Raw genomic sequence first — 17,745 nt, 5'->3', positions numbered from 1 at the left:
AATAGGAAAAATATAGCATAGAACCGATGTTAGTTCTATGCCTTTTAGAATACTTAAAATTAAATTCCCGAAGGGAGCGTGGCGAAAGCCACTTTTTTAATTATTATATAATTTGAAAAGATAATAAAGTAAATTACTTTATTAGTCAATAGTAAAATAAAAGGAGATAGAGTATGAGATATGTTGTTGTGACAGTGGCGGATGGAGAAGCAGGAGTTTTTAATAAAAAACTTAGTGCTGAAACATTTGAAAAGTTTAAGGTTAAATCATCAAAGTTACCTGCACATATTACCTTAAAAGCACCTTTTGAAACAGAAGAGCCTATAGAAGTATTAGAAGAGGCAATAGAAAAATATATTAAAGACAAAAAAGCAATACCTTATGAAATTAAGGGGTTTGAACATTTTGATAATAGAGTTATTTATATGAATGTTATTGAAAATAAGGAAATGAGAGATTTTCATAAAGCTTTTGTAAAGGCCATAAAAGAAGTAAATTATATAAGCTTTGGAAGCCATGAAGGTGAAAATGCAATATTTCACGTAACAGTTTCATCTAAAAAAGTTTCTTTCGTATTTGATGAAATGTGGCAATGGATCAATCAATTCAATTGTAATTATAATGTTTTATTAAATAATATTTCCATATATAAGTGGCAGGATAACACATGGAAGCTTCATAAAAGATTTGAATTAAAAGAATAAATATGACATATCAAATAAGTACCTTTGAAGATAGGTACTTATTTTTTAATTTAAAAAGGTTTGTAGCAGAAAGTTTGTGGAAATAATTAAATAAAAAGGTATAATATACAGGTAAAGAGGTGATGGTGTAAAAAATATAATGATAATTGAAGATAACAGAGAAATGAAAGCAGAACTAATAAGTTTTCTTGGAAGATATGGATGAAATTATGAGTATAAATTTAGGTGCCGATGATTTTGTAACCAAGCCATATAATACAGCAGTGCTTTTAGCGAGAATTTCATCACTTTTAAGAAGAACATCTAGTTATAATCTTTAATACTTTAGTAATTTCAAAGTATAAGTTAATAGATTTAATAAATTCATCAAGAAAAAGTGAAAAAATCACTGTAAGAAGTGCAGGATTATCCTTTACAATTCTTATAGCATCAATAGTTATCCTGGTAGTAGCATATTATTTAGCATCAGTTACTAATCTTGATTTTAATGATTATAGATTCTTAACTTCAATTTTCTTAGGAATAATAGGCACATTAGGGTTTTTCTTTGGTGCATCATCAGTATTACTTCTAATACTAAAGAAAAGTGATAATTTATATTATAATAATTTAAATACATTTACCATAAGACAAATAACAAATAAGTTTAACACTAATTTTATATCCATGGCAGTAATTTGTTTAATGTTATTTGTAACCATAGGAATATTAACCACTGGTTTGAGTATGAAAAAATCTTTTGAAGAAATTACTAAGAAGTTTACTCCTTATGATTTATCTTGTTCATTAAATAAAGATAATGAAGAAAGTAATATTCCAATAGAAGAGGCTTTAGCTAAATATCATATTATTTTAGATGAAAATACTGAATATATAACAATGAATACTTATATGATAGATTTTAGTATTAAAGATTTACTAGGTAAGTACACAGACACTGGCTCTGAACTTATTAACTTTAATCCAGTTTTTGAAAAAGCACAAGTTATATCAGTAACAGATTTTAACAAAAATAGAAAGCTTTTAGGTGAAAAAGAACTACAGTTAAATAATGATGAAATTTATCTAGCTTCTAATTTAGAAAGCATGATTCCAACCATTGAAAGATTCTTTAAGGAAAATAATCAAATTATTATTGATGGAAAAGCATATGATATAAAGGAAAAGAAGGTGCTAGATGATTCATTAGGTATAACAGGAGCTAGCAATAATATATTTTCTTTTATTGTGCCAGATGATTTCTGCAACAATTTAACTGCTGATAGTGAATATATTAATATTAATTATGTAGGTGAAGGTAAGGAGCGGAAGAAAGAAGAAGTAGCTAAAATATTAGAAGGATACATGACCATAGAGCCAGGAGTCATAGGTGATGACATTAAGTTGTTAGCTATGAGTAGAGAAATAGCTTATGATTCTAATGTAGGAATGTCAACAATAATACTTTTTGTAGCAATTTATATAGGAATAGTATTTTTACTTTCCAGTGCAGTAGTATTAGCTATTCAGCAGTTGGCTCAATGTAATGATTCCATGGAACGTTATGAAGTATTAAGAAAAATAGGAGCTTCCAGAAGACAAATTAATAAGAGTATATTAGTGGAAGTATTAACATTTTTCATAATGCCGTTATCACTGGCTATCATACATTCAATAGTAGGTATAAATATAGTTGAAGAATATTTGCAGAACTTTGGAAACTACGACATATTAATATCATCACTGATAACTGCATTAATATTTGTTATAGTATATGGAGGATATTTCTATGCCACTTATATAGGCTATAGAAATGCCATAGATAATTAAAAAAAGCTAAGCTTATCTAATTTAGGTGGGCTTAGCTTTTATAAATAAAAACTTTTTTAAGGATATAATGGTATAATTAGTAATAAAAGAGTAACAAGAAATAAGAGGGGATTAATAAAATATGAAAATAAATAAGGAAAAAGCAAAGAGAGTTTTTAATGAATATGTTGAAAAATATGATAGCAATATTGAAAAGATAAAATTAAAAGAAGTTTAAAAAAGACAGCAGTAGATAATAGAGTAGGTCATATTTCATTGGTATTTGGACTAATATATGATGAAAGCATAAAAATTACAGTGAAGCAAGGGTATTTAAATGAAATGATGAAGTTTCAATCTAAGATAGATAGTACTATTTTAAATTTAAAAGTGCTAGTTAAATTAATAATATATATAGAGTTTGACTATAAGATTAAAGAAAAGGTTATGCATTTAATTTTTAGCTTATATATCACTATTTTAGCTGCAGTGGTATATTTTCCAATACCTTTAGCCTTGGGTAAAAACGTCATAAGGAAATTAGCTAAAATTCACTTAATACCTTGGGAAAGTACTATCAGTATTTATAGGATTGGTGGTATAAGTGAGGTAAGGTTCTGTAAAAAACTTTGTGTAAACTGAATAAAATCAACTCCTTTTTGGAAATAATTGAGATAAATAATTATTACAAAAAGGAGTTTTTTATATGTCAAATATGTCGAAAGAATTATTAAGAGAATATATTAAGGAGCAAAACTTTACTAGTCCAAATGAAATTTTAAATGCTCTAAAAGATATGTTTAGAGATGTGCTTCAAGAATCATTAGAAGCTGAAATGGATGAAGCATTAGGCTACGGAAAGTATGATTCTAGTAGTAAATCTATTGATAATAGTAGAAATGGTTATTCAAAGAAAACAGTAAAATCAGAATTAGGACCAGTTGAAATAAATATACCAAGAGACAGAAATGGTGAATTTGAACCTAAAATTATTCCTAAACATCAAAGATCAGTTAATGGAATAGAGGAAAAAATATTAGGTTTATATGCAACTGGAATGACAACTCGTGATATTTCTGAACAAGTAAAAGAACTTTATGGAGTGGATGTTAGTGCAGAAACTGTATCTAATATTACAAATAGAATTTTACCGCTGGTAGCCGAATGGCAAAGTAGACCTTTAGAAAAAACATACTCATTTGTATTTATGGATGCAATTCATTATAAAGTTAGAGAAGATAAACAAGTAGTGATTAAAGCTGCGTATGTTGTTATCGGAGTCAATTTAGATGGAGAAAAAGAAGTTTTAGGGATATGGATTGGAGCTAATGAATCAAGTAAATTCTGGCTATCTGTATTAAACGATTTAAAGAATAGAGGGGTTCAAAATGTGCTTATATTTTGCGTTGACGGTCTTAATGGCTTCAAGGAAGCTATCGGAGCTACTTTCCCATTTGCTAAAATACAAAGGTGCATAATACATCAAATACGTTCTAGTATGAAGTATATACCTTATAAAGATAGAAAAGCTTTTATAGCTGATTTAAAAGGTGTTTACACTTCCGTTAACGAAGAGATTGCTATGGATAATTTACTTGCTATGAAAGATAAATGGGGTAATAAATACCCTAATGCAATAAAGAGTTGGGAAGATAACTGGGATAACTTAAGTACATTCTTTGCTTTCCCTGGTAATATAAGAAAAATAATCTATACAACTAATGTTATAGAAAGTTTAAATAGTCAATTTAGAAAAATAACTAAAACAAAATTAATATTCCCTAATGATGATAGTTTAATGAAAATGCTATATCTAGCCGTTGAACGCGTAGCAAGGAAATGGACCAGAGCTTATTCAGATTGGGATTTAGTTATTAATCAATTGAATATTATTTTTAGTGATATTTTAGATGAAAAAAGAACCTCAAATTAGGATAAACCTAAAATAAAGTTCTTTTGATATTTTCCCTAACGTATATTATTCCCAAGAAGTGGGGATAATATACATATAGGTTAATATTTAAAGTGTCAATAAAATCTATATTTAGACAAAAATAAATAAAATTTAGATTTTAAAAATCACTCATTATTTCCAAGAGGAAATTTAGAATACACAAAATTATTTACAGACTCTGAGGTAATTACCAATGTAGGTGGTAATTTAATTTTATTATCTCCATTTATATTTTTTATTTGCTATCATTTTAGGGATGTTACTTTTAAAATAAATCAAATTATAGCAATGGCCTTTGCAATATCTTTATTTATTGAATGTAGCCAGGTTGTTTTGTCATATTTAGTTGCCAATTTAAGTAGATCCTTTGATACCATGGATTTACTTTGTAATACCATTAGTGGACTTTTAGGTTATTACTTATATAAGGTATATAGCAGAATAAATATAAGCTACTCAATTAGAGAGAAAGTAGTTTAGTATTGATACCATAGAAAATCTTAGGCTAAAATTAAAAAAATCAGTAAATGTGTAAATTGCATTTACTGATTTTTTATTTATTAATATAATTAAAATTGGTAATAAAACGATAGACAAGGGAGTATGTAAATATGGCCACAATGAAAGATGTTGCAAAAGAAGCAGGGGTAGCAGTAGGTACAGTTTCTAAGGTTATTAACAATATACCAGTTAAACCAGAAACAAAGGTTTTAGTAGAAGAGGCTATAAAAAAATTAAAGTATGAGCCTAATGTTTATGCTAGAGGTTTAAAAATTAATAAAACTAACACTGTAGCTGTAATTTTACCAACAATTTGGCATCCTTTTTTCAGCGAATTAGCTTATAATATTGAGAAATGCCTAAGAGAAGTAGGCATGAAGATGATTTTATGTAATTCTGAAAAAAATCAGCAAAGTGAAATAGAATATATATCTATGGCTAAACAAAATAAGATGGATGGGATTATTGCAATAACCTATAGTAATATAGATGAATATGTTTCAGAAAAAATACCATTTGTAAGTATAGATAGATATTTCTCTAAGGATATAACGTATATTTCCAGTGATAACTTTCAAGGTGGAAAATTAGCAGCAGAAAAGCTTATTGAAGCAGGTTGTAAAAATATAGCTTATATAGGTCGTGGATCAAAAATAGATAATGCTACAAGAAAAAGAAAAGAAGGATTTATAAGCTATTGCACAGAAAATAATATTAATTATGATATATGTGAATTACTAGGAAGTTCCAGTGAGTTTGAAATTTTACTAGATGAATTTATTGAAGAAAATTTTAAAGAAAAGATAAAAATAGATGGAGTTTTTGCAGTAACTGATAGACATGCATTGGATTTTATTAAAAGGTTAGAAAATATAAATGTTAATGTACCAAAAGATGTTCAAGTTATTGGTTTTGATGGAAGTAGATCATTTAGCCAAGATGAATTTAAAATATCTACCATTAGGCAACCCGTTGAGCTGATGGCTAAAAAATCAGTGGAAGCATTAATAAATATAATTGAAGACAAACCATTAGAAAAGAAGGTAATTCTTCCAATAAATTTTATAAAAGGATATACAACTAAATAAATATTAAGAAATAGATTTCCTAAGTTAGAATTTTGCTTAGGAAATTTTTCTTAAAAAATACTTGACTATATGATGAAAACGTATTAATATTTAAATGTAGCAAAAATGAAACGTTTCAAGTAAATGAAATTATTACTAAAAAATCTTTTGTCATATAAGGGAGATGGACATGAGTAAAAATTATAATCAAATAAGTAAAGAAATATTAGAGTATGTAGGTGGAAAAGAAAATATCATCAGTGCTGCACATTGTGCCACAAGATTAAGATTAGTTCTTAAAGATGATAAAAAAATTAACATTAAGGCCATTGAAGAAATGCCAGCAGTAAAAGGTAATTTCAATACTTCAGGACAATTCCAAATAATCTTAGGCTCTGGTGTTGTTAATGAAGTTTATAAAGAACTAATTAAAATAGCAGATATAGTTGAAGGAAGTAAGGAAGAATTAAAGAAAGAAGCTGATAAAAAGCTAAATCCTGTTCAAAGATTAATTAAATCTTTAGCAGATGTTTTTGTACCAGTACTTCCGATTCTTGTGGCTGCAGGATTATTGATGGGTATAAATAATATTTTAACTTCTCAAGGGTTATTTGTAGAAGGACAATCTTTAATTGAAGCTCACCCACAATTTAAAGATTTAGCAGAAATGATTAATACATTTGCCAATACAGGATTTGCATTCTTACCAATATTTTTAGGATTTTCAGCTACTAAGGCGTTTGGTGGTAATCCATATTTAGGAGCTTGTATAGGTGCTTTAATGATTCATGGTGATTTATTAAATGGTTACAGTTATCCATCAGCAGTTATTGAAGGAACTGTACCATATTGGAATATATTAGGTTTCTCTATTCTTAAAGTAGGATATCAAGGAACAGTACTACCAGTTTTAGCATCATCTTTTGTATTAGCAAAAGTTGAAAAGACATTACATAAAATAATACCATCAGTTTTAGATAATCTTTTAACACCATTATTTACAGTATTTATTACAGGATTATTAACATTTGTAGCAATAGGACCAGTAATGAGATTAGCTGGTGATGGAATTACAGCAGGATTAATAGGTTTAATTAATACATTAGGACCAATAGGAGGAGCTATATTTGGATTCTTCTATGCACCAATAGTTATAACAGGTATGCATCATAGCTTTACAGCTGTTGAAACTCAATTATTAGCAGATATAGCAACAACAGGTGGATCATTTATTTTCCCAGTTGCAGCAATGTCAAATGTAGCACAAGGTGCAGCAGCTTTATCAGTACTTCTTATTCTTAAAAAGGATAATAAAATGAAAGGTATAGCATCAGCATCAGGTATTTCAGCTTTATTAGGAATCACTGAACCAGCTATATTTGGAGTTAACTTAAAATTACGCTATCCATTCTACGGAGCAATGATAGGTTCAGGAGTTTCAAGTGCATATATAATGTTAACTAAAGTATTAGCATTAGCTCCAGGAGCTGCAGGTTTACCAGGTATAATATCAATAAGACCAGATTCAATGATAAATTATATTATAGGTATGGCTATTTCTATGGGGGTAGCAGTGGTATCTACTATTATTTTAGCTAAGACTACAGCAAAGAAAGAAAATTTAGAAGTAGCATAATGTTATGAAGATATAAATAGGAGGAATTAGAGCATAATCTAATACCTTCTATTTTTGGCTTAATGATTTCAGTTTATTAGATTAATAGTTTATATAATAAGGAGAGAAATTTTAATGAAAGAGTGGACAAGAGAAGAACGTTATAGAACAATATTAGAAGCAAGTGATGAGGAAATGGCAGTATTAAAAGAAAAGGTAGATGGTTGCCCATATAGACAAAAATTTCATATTCAACCTACAACAGGATTACTAAATGATCCTAATGGTTTTGCATATTTTAATGGAGAATATCATTTATTTTATCAATGGTTCCCTTTAGGACCTGTACATGGAATTAAACACTGGTATCATGTTTCATCAAAAGATTTAGTACATTGGAATGATTGTGGTGTTGGTATTATTCCTAGTGAGTACTTTGAAAGTCATGGAGCATTTTCAGGTAGTGGATTAGCTGAAAATGATAAATTATATTTATTTTATACAGGAAATACAAGAAATGATAAGTGGGAAAGACATCCGTATCAGTGTTTAGCAATTATGGATGCAGAAGGAAAAATAACTAAGCATCCTAAAGCTATTGTGGAAGAACTGCCAGAAATATATACTGATAACTTTAGAGATCCTAAAGTATTTAAAGAAAATGATAAATATTATTTTGTAATAGGAGCTGAAAGAAAAGAAGGAAATCTTGGGACTATAGCAGTATATGAATCAGGTGATTTGATAAATTGGAATTATAAAGGTGAAATAAAAACAAGCTTCTTTGGGAATGGATTTATGTGGGAATGTCCTGATTACATAAAAATTGATGATAAAGGTGTTCTTATATTTTCACCACAAGGGTTAGAAGCTAATGGTGATAAATACAAAAATATTTTCCAATCAGGTTATTTAATTGGAAATAAAATCGATTTTGAAAACCTAGAGTTTAATCATGGAGAATTTAGAGAATTAGATAGAGGATTTGATTTTTACGCTCCACAAACTACAAAAGCACCAGATGGAAGATATATATTAGTTGGTTGGATGGGATTACCTGAAATAGCATACCCTACAGATGAAAATGGATGGGTACATTGCTTAACTATTCCAAGAGAGTTAAGTTTAAAAGGTAATAAACTATTACAGAAGCCAGTAAGAGAGCTTGCAAGTTTAAGAAAAAATGAAAGAATTATGTCATATGCTTTAAATAATGAGGAAACTATCATAGAAGATTTTAAAGGAAATGTATATGAAGTGGAGTGTAGTTTTGAAAATATCACAGGTAAGAGAGTTGGTCTTAAATTAAGACAAGGTATAAAAGAAGAAACAGTATTTTACTATGATTTAGAAGAAAAGAAATTAGTTTTAGATAGAAGTCATTCAGGAAAAGATTTTGCAGTGGAGTACGGTAGAGAAAGAAAATGTTCATATGAAGGTAAAAATTTAAAATTACAAATCTTTGTTGATACATCATCAATAGAGGTATTTGTTAATGATGGAGAAGAAGTATTTACAGCAAGAATCTTTACAGCTAAAGATAGTAGTAACATAAGCATTTTTTCTCATGGAAAGACAGATGTTAATTTAAAAATATGGGATTTGTTTTAGATGAAAAATAGTATTTAATTAAAGAGCTATAATAAGTTTACTTTTTAAAAAGGAGCTTATTATGGCTTTTATTATTAATGTAATAAATAAGTTTATTGATTATAATTAAATATTGCTTAGATATAAAAATAAAGTTATAAAAGTGTATAAAAAATATACAAGTATTACGATAATTAATAGGTGTATTATTAAGGACGGAGGAAAGTTAATAAAATGATTAGCTGAGAAAGCCATAGCTGGGAAAAGAGCTAAAACTATTAATTCACAAGCAGCTTTGAAGGAATTGACGGAAGTATTAAATGAAGTGTTGGTAGGAAGATTAGATGCAATTTATAATGAAAGAGAAAAGATGTTCCAGCAAGGTAATTATGAAGAAGTTCAATTTAGAGACTATGAGATTTTTAAAAATAGATATTTAAAGAACTATAAGATTAAATATTACTTAATTGAAAATGAAAGAATTCCAGGATTGATAAAAAGAGGGTAATGTTTTATTAATATAATAATTAGGGTATAATTATTATATATTAATTGTTTTAGGGGGAAAGTATGGCTATATATTTAAATACAAAGGCACCTTTTGAGAATTATAGTGAACTTGCTCGAGAATATTATTTTGTAGATAAATCAGAGATAATAAAATCCCTTAATAGTAAAGTTTCAACTAAGAGTAAGTATGTTTGTATAACAAGGCCAAGAAGATTTGGTAAATCATCAGTTGCAGATATGCTAGGAGCGTACTACTCAAAGGCAGTAGATTCACATAATATATTTGATAAGTTAAAAATAAGTAAAGATAAAAGTTACAAAGAGCATTTAAATAAATATAATGTGCTAAGTATTTCATTTAATCAAGTATCCCATAAGGGTAATACATATGATGATTATATAGGAATGATTAAAGCAAATTTAATAAAGGATATAAGTGATAAGTATCCACAGATTGATCCAAGTGAGTATTTTACAATAAACCATATGTTAAATGCTACAAATGATAAGTTTATTTTTATTTTTGATGAGTGGGATTATATTTTTACTAACAATCTTTTTGAAAATAATCAAAATGACTTTTTAGAATTTATAAGACAGTTGTTAAAGGATCAACCTTATGTTGCACTTGCATATATGACAGGAGTACTACCTATTAAGAAATATTCAAGTGGGTCAGCATTAAATATGTTTGATGAGTATACTTTTCTAAAAGATAGAATATATGATGAGTATTTTGGCTTTACAAATGAAGAAGTATTAGCTTTGTGTGAGAAAAATGATGAAATTAAATTTTCCGATCTAGAAAGTTGGTATAATGGGTATTTAACTACTAAAGGAAAAAAAATATATAATCCACGTTCAGTAATAAAAGCGCTTGAAAATGGATATTGTGAAAGTTACTGGACAAACACAGGAGCTATGGATGAGGTCACTGATTATTTAAAGTATAATACTTTAGAAATTAGAGAAGATGTTATTGAAATGGTATCAGGTGAAGAAGTAGATATATTTATAGATGAAGAATTTAGAGCAGGTCAGAGAGAACCAAGAACTAAAGAAGAAATTTACTCTGCAATGATTATTTTAGGTTTTTTATCTTACCATGATGGATATTTGAGGATTCCTAATAGAGAGCTAATGAAAGAATTTGAAAAGGCTCTTAAGGATGATCTTTTGGAGAAGTATCAAGAATTATAGAAAACTCAAGGAAGATGAAAGTGTAGATATAGCACTAAAACAAATTAAAGAAAAAGAATATGTGCAAAAATTTAAAAATGAAAATAATGAAGTACTAGCAGTAGCCATATGTTATGATTCAAAACTTAAAGAACATAAATGTAAAATAGAAAAAATATAATTATGAGAGTTTTTTACTAGATAAAAAATAAGTAAACTCCTATTATACAGGTTGCTGTATAATAGGAGTTTTTACATAGACCATAACTTTAATAGCCATTATACGCTAGAAGCCAGTGTAAGGTTTCCAAATCATAATTTTTACGACCATAAGCATCTTCAATAAAAAAAGTATAGCAAAGATCTTTTTTACCATTAAACTTTTTATCCTTCAAATGAGTACATAATAAGACATCAAAATTATTTGCTTTTGTAATACAACAAGATTTATAATTTATTATACAATAATTATGTTGATGTTTTACTTACTTTTAAAATAAATATGTATAAAGGTAATAAAACAAAGTATGGAGGATTGAAAGAATGATAGCAATAGGTGAAAAATATGATGAATTGGAATTTATTAAGTTTGGAGAAATGTTATTAGTAAACCCAAATGAAAAATTAGAACAAGCTCACTTCTTTATTAAAGAAAAAAATGTAAAGATAAATGAGTTAAGTAATAATAAATGTATACAGTATGAAGTGCGGTATTTTACAATAGGAAGAGTTACATTATATTTAATGTTAGTTATATTTGATGACAATTATGAGAGTATTTATGGTCAATGGATTAATATATGTAATCAAACAGACAGAAGAAATCTTCTTGGGCTTAATTTTACAGATAATATTTATTTTGTTTTACTTTCTGAGGGGAATACAGTTAAATATGTACAGAGCATTGAAAATCCATTTAAGAACAGGATGAAGAAGATGCGTAGAAAAATAGATAAAGATAAAGCTTGGAGTAAAAAGGAATTTGAAATGGCAGTAAGTACTTTTAATGGATACAAAAGTAGAAGAGAATTTTATGAGAAATTATTAGAAACTTAGTTACATGATTAATGGTTAGAAATAAAGAATGAAAGGAATTGAAAAATGACAGAGTAAATTGGTGAAATTTTTATAAGAAAAGGAAAATATGTTACATATCAAAATATAAACTTGAAAATTCCTTATAGTGGACAAGTAAGCCTTCAGTATGAAATAGGTGAAGAAAATGACTTAGTGTTTAATAAATGAATAGAGTTAGATAGAGAAATCTTATTAGAGTTTAATGAAGGTAAGCTAATAAAAGAAAAATAAAAATATATATTAAAAGTGTATGTGCGTACGGGATTAGTTACATGCACTTTTAACATATAAAGAAACAAGAAAATATACCTATCTTTTAATAAGCGTAGGAAATAAATATTGGATTTCTTTTAATGGAATAGTATCAAAGGTATTTATATTATTTATAATATTTGGAATTTCTTTAATAATATTATCTTCTGGGTAATATTCATCTTCATATATTTTGAAATACTCACTTGGAGTAACAATTTGAAAGTTATAATTCATTAAGCAATATCGTGGTTTAGTACTTCTTAAATCAACGATAAAAATTCCTTCATCGTTATCAGCAGTTAGTGGATCATCACAAATATCATCAGTTAATTTTTTAGCAAAGAGAAATACTCCAGTTCGATGTATCGCTCCAGTTATATTTTCTAATAGTATATCGCTTTTATTATTATAATTACTTTTAGAATTAAGAAATACATTTAAATCTGGATATTCTGAATATTTTTTAGCAAAAAGTAAAACTTGTTCTACATCTACAAAAAACAGTGCTATATGTGTTCCCTCACTTCTTGTGGCAATAACACCAAGTAGATTATCACCTTCAAAAGCACCAAATACACGAAGGGTAGCTAAATAACTGGTATCATTAATACACTTATGAAACTCTTCTATACCTTCTTTGCTATAATCAGGAGCCTCATATTCATTGAACACTTTCTAAACTAATGACAAAGCGTCATTTAGTTTATTTTTATTTAATTCTTTAATTAATATATTTTCCATAGTAACCTCCATTAATCAAAAAACTTACCCTTATAGAAATTCTAATTTCCAAGTTTCTTTGCTGTTAACCTAAAAATAACACAGCCATCTGGACATACAATATCCTTGCTGTATTTTCCAATACCACCGATGTTCTCTAAATCTCCACCGCTTCTGACAGCTTCCATCACTGGAAACATAATCATCATTACTTTAGAGCAGATACCTTGTCTTTCTTTATTCACAGGACAGCCATAGGTGCAGGTATATTTATCGCCTATTTCTTCACCATTACGGCAGTAACCCTCTGTGTGATCACTACGAAGAAAACCTATTACCTCAAATTCAAATTCATATTCCTCATTATACCATTTTTTCATGTTTAACCTCCAAATTTTAATTTGTATGTTGGAATATTATTCCTTAATTTTAAGCTTGTATACATTCAGATAACACAAATTGTAATCCTCAATTTACTAATTATTTTATTTATACTAAGTAATGAATAATTTATTTTCAAATTATTTAAATAAACTTATAATATGTATAGCAGATAAGTTGTAATAAATTATCTTAATTTAAATTAAGAAAGGAATGATACAGTGGATATAAAAGAAGTTTTAAATGGCAATATATTTAAAGTTTGGGCTAAATTCATCATAGCATCTGTTGTTGGAGTTGTCTTAAATACAATTTATACAATGGTAGATGGAATATTCATAGGTCAAGGTGTTGGTGAAGTAGGACTTGCAGGTGTAAATATAGCTTGGCCAGCAGTAACGCTTGTTGTAGGTATAGGACTTATGATAGGAATTGGTACAAGCAGCATAATTGCTATTTATATGGGGAAAGGAGAAAATAAAAAGGCTGAAAAAGTATTAGGTACAGGTGTTACTTTAATTGTATGTATTGGTGTAGTAGTAACAATCTTAGGTTTATTATTTAGAATGCCAATAATAAAACTATTAGGGGCAACAAGTGATACTTTAGAAAGTGCATTAGATTATTACACAATAATATTTATAATTGCAGTGCCATACATATTTGCTACAGCATTAAATCCTATAGTTAGAACTGATGGAAGACCTGATTTATCAATGATAATGATAGGTATAGGGGCTATAGCTAACATAGTATTAGACTGGATACTTGTTATGAAACTAGGTTTTGGTGTTAAAGGAGCTGCTATTGCAACAAGCGCAAGTATACTAATATCAATGAGTGTATCTTTATATCATTTTATAAAAGGTAAAGCTACTATTAAGGTTAAAAAAGAAAACTTAAAAATTCATATGGAAATAGTAAAAAGAATACTTAAGATAGGTTTTGTAAGTTTCGCAATACAGATTTCATATGGAATTATTTTATTAACACAAAATAGAACTATGTTTACTTATGGAAGTACTATTGATGTGGCAATATATACAGTTGCTACATATATAAATTGTTTTTTAGTAAATACATGTATGGGTATAGCACAAGGATTACAACCATTAATAGGTTATCATTATGGAGCTAAGAAATTTGAAAAAATGAAAAAACTTGTTTATATTACAATAGGTATATGTATAGTATCTGGTATATTAATTTATACATCAATACTACTTTTTGGTAGAGAAATGATTGCAATTTTTGGCGTGAGCAGTGAATATATTGAATCTGCTTATGAAATGATAAGAATTTATTGTATTGGTAGCCCAGCCATAGGAACTATCTTTACCATTAGTGGATATTATCAAGCTATAGGCAAAAATACATATGCTAATATAATATCAATAGGAAGAGGCTTTGTTTTTCAATTTATCTTTACATTAGCTTTACCTCCATTTATAGGCACAACAGGAGTGTTTTTATCATTACCTTTAGCAGAATTAATAACTATGATGATAATTGTAGGAATTATAGTTATTGATAGAAAAAATAGCAGTTTAGAATTAATAGAAAATTATTAAGTTAAATGACTGGTTTGAATTAAAATTTCCAACCAGTCATTTATTTATATTTGGCTCTGTTTATGGTGTAGTTGAAGCAGACGAAGTTTTTTTAACACCGACAAAGAAACTGTACGAACTGATAAAAGATTTTAAGATAAGGCAACAAATATGTAAATAAATTTAAATTTATTTACATAATTACTGGAATTATAATCCATAAACTATGTATAATAAGAATATAAAGTTTTGAACAATTGTATTAAGTTACGAGTTGGGTCAGGAGGTGAGTTAGTGCAAAAAGAAGTATTGCCAAAAGAAGTAATCTTTAATTTAGTTCCTATTTTATATTTTATTATTCCTATAGTTTTAGGAATAGTTACTGGTTTTGTTATTAAAAAAATTACCTTTCGCAAGAAAATAATTTATTCATTAATAATACCTATTTCTATAAGTATAGTTTATATTACAATTATATATTTTATTTATAATTCAAATAAATCTGAACTTCAATTACTTACAATTTTGTTTATATGGAATTCATTTTTAATTTTCACTTCCAATATCATTTATTTATGTTTCTATAAACTATATCTTTATTTCTATCAAAAAAGAAAAATAAAATTTAAATTATTGTGATTTATAATAGAAGTGGACAAGATTATAATCTTGTCCACTTCAGACTGTTGACAAAGTGTCAGCAGTCTTTATTTAAGTACAGGAAAGTATAAAATTAAAGTATAAAAAGTTAGGAGAAAAATTATGAATGATAATCTAAAGGAAAAAATTAAATGTACAATACCAATTAAAGTTGATTATTATGAAGGGTTATTTAGAGAATTTGACTATAGAGATGTTGAGTATAGATGTATTAATGAAGATTTAGATGGATGGCTTCAAGAATATATTTTTAGACTACCATATAAATTAAAAGATATTAATGTTGAGTTAGAGATAAATATGCCATTGGAAGTTAGAGACGAAAATAAAGAGGAGATGTCAAAGGTAGGTATAATAAACTCATATAAGGAGTTTTTGGAACGAGAAAAAAAGTTAAGTATTATGGGTGTAATAAGAATTGGATATTATATGATTACTGCAGCAATTCTTTTGTCTTGTTGGTATATTATTAAAACATCTAAAGGTGAATCTTTACTTACATCATTATTGAATTCTGGTGGCACAGTATTATTGTGGCAAATAATGACTTTAATATTTATAGAAGGTAAGAATTTTAGGTATAAGCTTAGGATTAATAAAAAATTAAGTAATATGACTATAGTGTTTAGGTATATATAAGAAATATCATTTATTTGAAAATGGTAGAAAGCTTTGATATACTTAACTAAAGTCAATATTTTATGAGGTGAAAAATGGAAAAGTTATTATCTAATTTAAAGATAACAAATGATAATGAAAATTTAATATCTTTAACTTTATTTGGAAGTTATAATACTAAATATTGGTTTGAGGGAAAAAGTGATATTGATATTTTAGCCTTAATAAAGAAAAATGACTTTAATGTTGAATTTGAAATAGAAAATAAATATAGGGAAGTGTTACAAAAATACTTTAATTATGATGATATACACTTTACCTTTATTGGACTTAATAGTTTTGATACAGTATTTGCTGATATTTATATAGATTATAAAGATAAATTAATCTTTAACATTGATTTACATTATGATTACTTAATGTATATAAGTAAGTTTAATAGAGTAAATGAAAACTTAATTAAGTTAGTTAGAGAGGATTGGGAATCAAAATATGGTATATTATAGATATAAAAAAGAACGTCTAAGTGAAAAATTTAATAGTGCACATGAATTTTTAATTAAAATAAGAAAAGCTGTTCAGTTATATTGTTTAGATCCAAATGAGATTATAGCAAGAGGAATGACAGGATATTTTTCTGATTTTACTGAATATATAATTGATATATGCGAAACTTATTTGGTTATAAATGATAGATATAATCCAAGATTAAGTGGTGTTGACTTAATTAAATCAGCAACTAGAGAAGGGTTAATGGATGATTATTTATGTGAATTTTTAATCAAATGTATAATACTTAGAAATAGATTTACTCATGATTATTATAAAAGAGATATAGCAGAATCAGATATAATTAAATTTTGTCACTCAGAAATTATTTATTTAGATATATTTTTAGAATCATCATCTGAAGTGGTAAAGTTAAAGTATAAAATAAATAGATAAATAATTAAACAAAGAGAACAAGCAAAAGTAATAGGTAAATAAGATGCAAACTTATACAATTTTTGCAGGTGTGAACGGGGCAGAAAAACTTCAGTATAAGATCCGCTAGAATTAAGTTAATTCTAGTGGATTTTTTGTATTTGAAGATAATTATAGAATAAAAGTTATTTTAAGGAATATAAAGAAAATATATCATTTAAGGGATATATATAAGATGTTTTCTATTAATCCACTATTATAAAATTTAAATATTCATGTTACTATTAGGTGGACAAGTTGTTAAAGACGTAAAAGTACAAGATTACTAAAAATGAGTTAAAGATATTAGCTCAAATTATAGGAGGAATGGAAATGAAATCTAAGATAATTTCATTATTAGTATTAGGAAGTATATTTATAGGAGGGGTACAAGCTCACGCAGAAACTATTGATAATAGTTCAAATTCTAAAGCAGTAAGTACAGCAAGTGGATATAGATATAATAGACATTTTAGCCATACTAATAATCAAAATAAACCATCTACTGGTAATGATGCATCATTAAATGAAGGAAATACTAGTAATAATACTGATGCAGCTATAAGTGATAAATTCAGGGCAAAAGTTAAAAAAGCCATATTTAATAAGGTAA

17 protein-coding genes and 2 pseudogenes are annotated in these 17,745 nt (G+C 27.1%); 17 read left to right on the top strand and 2 right to left on the bottom strand.

The window, feature by feature from the left end; translation table 11 throughout:
- The first annotated feature begins 173 nt into the window (after nt 1–173).
- The 12 genes and pseudogenes from BHW04_RS00770 to BHW04_RS00715 all read left to right on the top strand — a co-directional run bounded on the left by BHW04_RS00770 (nt 174) and on the right by BHW04_RS00715 (nt 11,964).
- Nucleotides 174–704, top strand: coding sequence for a 2'-5' RNA ligase family protein (locus tag BHW04_RS00770; protein WP_302698532.1), 531 nt, complete (start codon nt 174–176; stop codon nt 702–704).
- Between the two features lie 194 nt (nt 705–898).
- Nucleotides 899–1,012 (top strand): annotated as a pseudogene (locus tag BHW04_RS00765) (DNA-binding response regulator); the annotation flags it as partial.
- A gap of 376 nt (nt 1,013–1,388) precedes the next feature.
- Complete coding sequence (locus BHW04_RS00760) at nt 1,389–2,513, top strand: ABC transporter permease (RefSeq protein ID WP_302698530.1); 1,125 nt, start codon at nt 1,389–1,391, stop codon at nt 2,511–2,513.
- 255 nt (nt 2,514–2,768) lie between these two features.
- Nucleotides 2,769–3,134: a hypothetical protein gene (locus tag BHW04_RS00755; protein ID WP_302698528.1), complete on the top strand. Its 366-nt coding sequence runs from the start codon at nt 2,769–2,771 to the stop codon at nt 3,132–3,134.
- A 64-nt stretch (nt 3,135–3,198) separates the two neighbouring features.
- Nucleotides 3,199–4,425, top strand: a complete 1,227-nt coding sequence (locus BHW04_RS00750; protein WP_302698527.1) for an IS256 family transposase — start codon at nt 3,199–3,201, stop codon at nt 4,423–4,425.
- 207 nt (nt 4,426–4,632) lie between these two features.
- On the top strand, nt 4,633–4,926 hold the full coding sequence (locus tag BHW04_RS12195; protein WP_368072948.1) for a VanZ family protein: 294 nt from the start codon (nt 4,633–4,635) through the stop codon (nt 4,924–4,926).
- Nucleotides 4,927–5,057: 131 nt separating this feature from the next.
- Complete coding sequence (locus tag BHW04_RS00745; RefSeq protein WP_302698525.1) at nt 5,058–6,035, top strand: LacI family DNA-binding transcriptional regulator; 978 nt, start codon at nt 5,058–5,060, stop codon at nt 6,033–6,035.
- 169 nt (nt 6,036–6,204) lie between these two features.
- Nucleotides 6,205–7,650, top strand: a complete 1,446-nt coding sequence (locus BHW04_RS00740) for a sucrose-specific PTS transporter subunit IIBC (protein ID WP_302698523.1) — start codon at nt 6,205–6,207, stop codon at nt 7,648–7,650.
- Between the two features lie 114 nt (nt 7,651–7,764).
- The gene (locus BHW04_RS00735) at nt 7,765–9,240 is read left to right on the top strand and encodes a glycoside hydrolase family 32 protein (RefSeq protein WP_302698522.1); all 1,476 of its coding nucleotides are present in this window, start codon (nt 7,765–7,767) and stop codon (nt 9,238–9,240) included.
- A gap of 283 nt (nt 9,241–9,523) precedes the next feature.
- Complete coding sequence (locus BHW04_RS00730; protein WP_302633555.1) at nt 9,524–9,727, top strand: hypothetical protein; 204 nt, start codon at nt 9,524–9,526, stop codon at nt 9,725–9,727.
- A 62-nt stretch (nt 9,728–9,789) separates the two neighbouring features.
- Nucleotides 9,790–11,089: pseudogene (locus BHW04_RS00725) on the top strand (AAA family ATPase).
- Nucleotides 11,090–11,451: 362 nt separating this feature from the next.
- Complete coding sequence (locus BHW04_RS00715; protein ID WP_302538357.1) at nt 11,452–11,964, top strand: hypothetical protein; 513 nt, start codon at nt 11,452–11,454, stop codon at nt 11,962–11,964.
- A gap of 330 nt (nt 11,965–12,294) precedes the next feature.
- On the opposite strand, the gene BHW04_RS00710 is transcribed toward BHW04_RS00715, so the two are convergent.
- Both BHW04_RS00710 and BHW04_RS00705 read right to left on the bottom strand, forming a co-directional pair.
- Nucleotides 12,295–12,912, bottom strand: coding sequence for a GNAT family N-acetyltransferase (locus BHW04_RS00710; RefSeq protein ID WP_302698519.1), 618 nt, complete (start codon nt 12,910–12,912; stop codon nt 12,295–12,297).
- Between the two features lie 110 nt (nt 12,913–13,022).
- Complete coding sequence (locus tag BHW04_RS00705; protein WP_302633551.1) at nt 13,023–13,340, bottom strand: TIGR04076 family protein; 318 nt, start codon at nt 13,338–13,340, stop codon at nt 13,023–13,025.
- Nucleotides 13,341–13,562: 222 nt separating this feature from the next.
- On the opposite strand from BHW04_RS00705, the gene BHW04_RS00700 reads away from it, so the two are divergent.
- The 5 genes from BHW04_RS00700 to BHW04_RS00680 all read left to right on the top strand — a co-directional run.
- Complete coding sequence (locus tag BHW04_RS00700; protein ID WP_302698518.1) at nt 13,563–14,912, top strand: MATE family efflux transporter; 1,350 nt, start codon at nt 13,563–13,565, stop codon at nt 14,910–14,912.
- 741 nt (nt 14,913–15,653) lie between these two features.
- Complete coding sequence (locus BHW04_RS00695; RefSeq protein WP_302630797.1) at nt 15,654–16,190, top strand: hypothetical protein; 537 nt, start codon at nt 15,654–15,656, stop codon at nt 16,188–16,190.
- 74 nt (nt 16,191–16,264) lie between these two features.
- The gene (locus BHW04_RS00690; protein WP_022211792.1) at nt 16,265–16,675 is read left to right on the top strand and encodes a nucleotidyltransferase domain-containing protein; all 411 of its coding nucleotides are present in this window, start codon (nt 16,265–16,267) and stop codon (nt 16,673–16,675) included.
- Nucleotides 16,662–17,114: a hypothetical protein gene (locus BHW04_RS00685; protein ID WP_022211793.1), complete on the top strand. Its 453-nt coding sequence runs from the start codon at nt 16,662–16,664 to the stop codon at nt 17,112–17,114. The genes BHW04_RS00690 and BHW04_RS00685 overlap by 14 nt, the downstream gene beginning before the upstream one ends.
- 351 nt (nt 17,115–17,465) lie before the next feature.
- Nucleotides 17,466–17,745: hypothetical protein (locus BHW04_RS00680; protein ID WP_302698515.1), on the top strand; the 280-nt coding region annotated here is incomplete at its 3' end.

The sequence above is a fragment of the Clostridium sp. 29_15 genome (genome assembly GCF_001916075.1).
Taxonomy (GTDB): Bacteria; Bacillota; Clostridia; order Clostridiales; family Clostridiaceae; genus Clostridium; species Clostridium lentum.
This window is presented reverse-complemented; position numbering and strand designations above follow the sequence as displayed.